This window comes from Dietzia sp. (genome assembly GCF_036741115.1).
Classification (GTDB): domain Bacteria; phylum Actinomycetota; class Actinomycetes; order Mycobacteriales; family Mycobacteriaceae; genus Dietzia.
In genome coordinates, this window is sequence record NZ_DAINST010000117.1 from 1 (window position 1) to 5,675 (window position 5,675).

The window sequence follows — 5,675 nt, forward strand, 5'->3', positions numbered from 1 at the left end:
GTTGCTCGGCAGGTCGGGGAAGAGGTGGTGCTCGATCTGGTGGCTGAGGTTGCCGCTCATCATCCGCATCGCGGGCCCGGCGTGGAAGTTCGCCGAACCGAGCATCTGGCGCAGGTACCAGCGCGCCTGGTCCTCGGTCTCGTACTCCTCGACGGTGAACTTCTCGGCGCCGTCGGGGAAGTGGCCGCAGAAGATCACCACGTACGCCCAGTAGTTGCGCACGATATTCGACGTGAAGTTCGCCGTCAGCGTGCTCTTCCAGTTCTTTCCCGCGAGCACCGGGAATATGAGGTAGTCCTTCGCGGCCTGCTTGCCGACCTTCCGGCCGATGACCCCGAGGTCCTTGAAGGCCTGACCCCAGGTCTTCTCCTTCTCGCGCAGCTTCGCCACCTCGACGTGATGCAGCGCGACCCCGACCTCGAAGAACGTGCCGAGCAGGAAGTTGTAAACGGAGTTGCCGACGTTCCACCACTCCCACGGCTGGTCGCGGGTGACCCGGAGGATGCCGTACCCCACGTCGTCGTCCATCCCCACGATGTTCGTGTACTTGTGGTGCACGTAGTTGTGCGAGTGCTTCCACTGCGTGCTCGGGCAGGTGTTGTCCCACTCCCACGAGGAGGAGTGGATCTCCGGGTCGTTCATCCAATCCCACTGCCCGTGCATAACGTTGTGGCCGAGTTCCATGTTCTCGAGGATCTTCGCCACCGAGAGCATCGCGGTGCCGGCGATCCACGCCGGCTTGTGGTTACTGAAGAACAGGGTCGCGCGCCCGGCGGCCGCGAGGCCGCGCTGCCACGCGATAACCCGGTGGATGTAGCGCGCGTCCCGCTCGCCGCGGCTCGACTCGATGTCCTCGCGGATCTGCGCGAGTTCGGCGCCCAGGTTCTCGATGTCCTCTTCGGTGAGGTGGGCGTACACGTCGATATCTGTAATGGCCATCGGTTCCCCCTATTGCTCGATTGTGCAGGTGCCGGACACGGCGCTCACGCAGGTCTGGATTCGTTCTCCCTCACGGCGCTCCTCGCCGGTCCGCAGGTCGCGGACGTAGCCCTTGGCGAGCGAGACCACGCAGGTCTGGCAGATGCCCATCCGACACCCGAACGGCAGCTGGACGCCGAGCGATTCCCCGGCCTCGAGGATGGTCGTGGCCCCGTCGACTTCGACCTCTTTGTCGGAGATCGAGAAGCGGAGTGTGCCGCCCTCCCCGCCGTGGTCGGTGCGGGCGATGGTGAACCGCTCGATGTGGAGCTTGTCCCGGGAGCCGGCCTTCTCGTAATGGGCCTCAAGGACGTCGAGCATCGCGGCGGGGCCGCACGCCCAGCACTCGCGCTCGCGCCAGTCCGGCGCCACGGAGTCGAGGGCGGCGGCGTCGAACTTCCCCATCGAGTCGGTGAGCTGCAGCGCGAGCTCGTAGCGCCCCTCTCCGTCTGCGAGCTGCTCGAGCGCGGATCCGAAGATGACGTCCTCCCGCGTGGGCGCCGAGTGGATGTGAAGGATATCGGGCAGCGGGCCCTTGGCCGCAAGCGAGCGCAGCATCCCCATGACGGGCGTGATCCCGCTTCCCGCGGTGATGAAGAGGATGCGCTCGGGCACGGGCTCCGGGAGGTGGAAGTCGCCCTTGGGCGCGGCGAGCCTGATGATCGTGCCGGGCTCGACACCGTCGACGAGGTGCGAGGACAGAAAGCCGTCGGGGTTCGCCTTGACCGTGATGGTGATGATCTTGTCGCGGGCCTCCCGCGACTCCCCGACGGAGGTGAGCGAATAGGAGCGCCAGTGCCAGCGGCCGCCGATGTCGACTCCGATGCCCACGTACTGCCCGGATTCGTAGTGGATCGGAAAGCCCCAGCCCGCGCGGATCGTCACCGTCGCGGAGTCCTCGGTCTCCTTCTCCAGCGAGATGATCCGGCCACGGAGTTCACGCGCCGACCACAGCGGATTGACGAGGCCGAGGTAGTCGTCGGGAAGCAGCGGTGTTGTGGCACGCGCGGCGAGTCCCCGCAGGATGTTCATCCCCTTGCGGTTCGAGCCGACGCCCTCGGCCGGCTGCTTACTCCAGTTCACGAAGCCCACGATCGCCCTTTCGGTAGGCCACCACTTAGCTTGACAAAATAGACTCTAACGTCCAACTGTGGCGAAAGTAACCCCGTCGGCGAATTGGGTTTTAACCTCGCGCCGTCCCAATGCCGGGCGCGCAGCGGCACGGGACGGCCTAGTCCTCCACCCGGATCCCGAGGTGCGCGGCGAAGGACTCCGCCATCGCGTAGACCTGGGTGCCCGACAGGGTCGCCCCGGAGAGGTCGGCGGCGTTGCGGATCCCCGCGAACTCGAGCCCGCGGAGATCGACGTCGGCGAGAGCGGTACCGCCGAGGTCGAGCTCGCGAGCAGTGCAGGCATCGGAAAAGCGCACACGGGTCGCGGTGGCGTCGACGAGGTCGAGTTCCCCGACGATGCAGCCCGAGAATTCGACGTCGCGGAGCCGTGCCCCGCGGAGGTTGATCCACTCAATCTTGCAGTTCGTGAACCGCACGGACCGCAACGTGGCGTCGTACATCTCGACGGCGCCGAGGCGACAGTCGGAGAATTCCACGCTGTCGAACACCGCTCCGCCGAGCGCAAGCGAGGACGCCGAGACACCCGCGATCCGCGAATCGTTGAACCGCGAATCGTCGAGCCGGGCCCCGTCCGCCCCGAGCCCTTCGAACGCACACCCGTCGAACGTGGACCGCGACAGGTCCCGCCCGTCGAGCTCGGCTCCGGCGACTCGCACGTCGAGGTAGTCGCCGTCGGCCCCGAGCTCCGCCTCCGAGGCGTCGTCCAGTTCCCCCATCGCTGGCGCTTTGACCACCGGTCCCCGCACTGCACTCGGCGCCACCTAGCTCCTCCTCGCTCTTGTCTACCTGCCCAGCGCCTACCTACTCCCTCGAATCCCCTGCGTCCCCGAAGCGGGAGCCGAGGTATTCCCCCACGACGGCCGCGCCCAGGTCGTCGAGGTCCGGCGCCACGACGGTGCCGCCGACGCGCCGCGCCATGGCATCGAGAAAGCGAGCGAGGCCGGGATGGTCCCCGAGCCGGAACAGCGTGATCTGCGCGCCGAAGCGAGCGACTTTGTCGAGCTCCGCGACGGTGGTGGCAATGGTCTCCCGGTCCGGCGGATACGAGAACCACGGCTCGCCGCCCGGCAGGAGCATGGCGGTCGGTTCGCCGTCGGTGACCACGAGCAGCACCGGTTGCATGTTCGGGTGCTTGCGGAAGAAGCGGCCGGCGAGGATCAGGGCGTGGTGCAGGTTGGTGCCCTGCTCGTAGAACGCGTCCTGCCCGATGAGCTCGCCGATGCTCTGCCGCTGCGCGTAGCGCCCGAAGGAGATGAGCTCCATCGCGTCCCCGCGGAACCGCGTGGAGACGAGGTGGTGGAGGGCGAGCGCCGTGCGCTTCATCGGAACCCAGCGGCCTTCCATCACCATGGAGAACGAGGTGTCCACGAGCAGCGCGACCGCGGCCTGGGTCCGCGCCTCCGTCTCCTGCACCTCGATGTCTGACGGCGCCAGCCGCAGCCCCCGGCGCGGATCCCCGCCATCCCCTGCGATGCGGGTAATCGCGTTGGTGATCGACTTCCCGACGTCCCACGGCTCGGTGTCCCCGAACGCCCACGGCCTGCTCGAGCCGGTGAGTTCCCCGGCCGCGCCGGCAGCGCGGGTCTCGCGCGCGCCGGTGCGCCCGGACAGCCGAGAGGCGGCATCGCGCAGGAGGCTCTGCCCGAGCTTGCGCATCGCGGCCGGCGAGAGCCGGAACTCGCCCTCCGCCGCCTGCTCGAGGTACCCGGCCGAGCGCATCGACTTCTCGATATCGGCGAGCGTGCGCGCCGAGACGCCGGCGTCGCGGCCGAGGTGGCGTTCGAGCGCCTCGATGTCGAGTTCCGACAGCGGAGAATCCGATCCGGAGTCCGAGAGCTGATCGGCGAGAGCGTCGAGCTCGCCTAGCTCGGAAAGAACGGACGTCCCCGCGCCGACGCCGAGGGGCTCGTCGCCCCCGAATTCCTCGGAACCGTCCCAGTCCTCGCCGGGCCGGAGGGTCTGCAGCACGCTGTCGAGGCGGGCGAGCTGGTTTTGCAGCTCGGGCGAGCCGAAGGCCTGCTCGGACAGGCGCGCGAGCTCTTCGCGCTGCTCGGGCGTCATGGACTGCAACATCCGCTGCGCGGCCGCGGAGCGCTGGGCGAGGGTGTCGATGAGCTCGTCGATGTCCTTGGGGTTCTCCGGGAAGTAGTCCCCGTACCGGGACATGAAGTCCTCGAAATCGGACTGCGTGTCCTCGCCGAGGGCATGTTTTTCGAGCAGCTCGCCGAGTGCGGTGAGCATCTCCGTGACCGCCTCGCGCTCGGACTCCCCCGCACCTTCGAGCGCGCGCTTCATCCCCTCGAATCGGGATTCGAGCGCCTCGCGGCCGAGGAGTTCCTGGATCTGCCGGTACTTTTCCCGGCCCTCGCTCGATGCCCAGTCGTACTCGGAGAGCTCGGCCACCGCGGCGGCGGTGGAGTCCGGGAGGTTCTCGATGCTCATTTCCCGGAGCGTGCGGTCCATGGGATCCATGTGGGCATCGCGCGCGAGCTGGCCCCGCTCGGCCAGCAGCGCCTGTTCGAGGAGCTCCTTGACCTCGCCGAGCGTGCCGTCGAGCCGGTGCCGCTGGAGCAGTTCCTGCCGGCGGCGTTGGACGCGGCCCGCGAGCTCGTCGAGGCCCTCTTGCCCCTTGCCGCCCCGGCGGAGGAACTCGCGCAGGGCGCGGCGGGGCGAATACCCGGCCATCACGCCTTCGGACACCGAATCGAGAGCCTCGCCGAGGTCGACGGGGGGCGCGAGCGGATCCGGGCCGCCGGTGTAGCGCCCGTACCGCTGTGGGTGTTCTCGCCTGGGCATTTCTCCGACCATGTCCCTGCCTCGATTCGCCTATCCGTACACCGTCTCCCCGTCGCCGCTGTCCTTGGACAGGCGGCGAGCGAGGTAGAGGCCTTCGAGCGCGATCTCCACGGCGCCGGCGCGCTCGCCCGCGGACTCGGCGCCCACGCGCCGGGCGATCTCCCCATACAGCTCCGGGTCCTCGAGCTCCGGCAGCGAGTCGAGCAGCTCCGCGGCCGTGACCTCCGGACCCGTGGTGATGAGCAGCGACCCATCGAAGGCCTCGACGAGCGGGGCGAGATCGAGGCCGGCGAAATGCTCGCCGATGGTCTCGGCCGTGGCGGTGCGAAGGAGGTGCTCGAGGATCTCAGATTCGCGGCCCTCTTCGCCCGGCTCGAACTCGACCTTCCCCGCGAGCACGTCGAGCGCAGCGGCCATGTCCACGAGGCGCGCGACGGCATCCTCCGTGCCGCGCACGGCGGCGCGACGGCGGGCTGCGGCGGCCACCGTCTCCGCCCCGGCGATGGCGAAGCGCGCCGAGACGCCCGCCGACTGGTTTACGGCCGAGGACGTGCGCAGCGCGCGGGTGAACCGGGCGAGGATCTCGAGCAACACCTCGGGCACCTCGGCCGAGAGCTCGGCTTCCTGGCGGATCACGGCGACCTCTGCCTCTACCTCGAGCGGGTAGTGCGTGCGGATCTCGGCGCCGAAGCGGTCCTTGAGCGGGGTGATGATCCGCCCGCGGTTCGTGTAGTCCTCCGGGTTCGCCGACGCGACGACAAGGACATC

General features: G+C 68.7%; 4 protein-coding genes and 1 pseudogene. All 5 read right to left on the bottom strand.

From position 1 onward, the window contains the following. The coding region (locus tag V7E05_RS13325) for a fatty acid desaturase family protein (RefSeq protein ID WP_333620125.1) at window positions 1–939 on the bottom strand (939 nt) is incomplete at its 3' end. A 9-nt stretch (window positions 940–948) separates the two neighbouring features. After that, window positions 949–2,070, bottom strand: a complete 1,122-nt coding sequence (locus tag V7E05_RS13330) for a ferredoxin reductase (RefSeq protein ID WP_333620126.1) — start codon at window positions 2,068–2,070, stop codon at window positions 949–951. A 139-nt stretch (window positions 2,071–2,209) separates the two neighbouring features. Further along, window positions 2,210–2,827, bottom strand: a complete 618-nt coding sequence (locus V7E05_RS13335; protein ID WP_333620127.1) for a pentapeptide repeat-containing protein — start codon at window positions 2,825–2,827, stop codon at window positions 2,210–2,212. An 85-nt stretch (window positions 2,828–2,912) separates the two neighbouring features. After that, the gene (locus V7E05_RS13340) at window positions 2,913–4,907 is read right to left on the bottom strand and encodes a vWA domain-containing protein (protein WP_333620128.1); all 1,995 of its coding nucleotides are present in this window, start codon (window positions 4,905–4,907) and stop codon (window positions 2,913–2,915) included. A 30-nt stretch (window positions 4,908–4,937) separates the two neighbouring features. Beyond that, window positions 4,938–5,675, bottom strand: a pseudogene (locus V7E05_RS13345) (magnesium chelatase); the annotation flags it as partial.

What these genes read in the sequence shown, in the direction of transcription:
- V7E05_RS13340 (WP_333620128.1), bottom strand. Translation starts at nt 4,907, where the DNA reads ATGCCCAGGCGAGAACACCCACAGCGGTACGGGCGCTACACCGGCGGC.
- V7E05_RS13335 (WP_333620127.1), bottom strand. Translation starts at nt 2,827, where the DNA reads ATGGGGGAACTGGACGACGCCTCGGAGGCGGAGCTCGGGGCCGACGGC.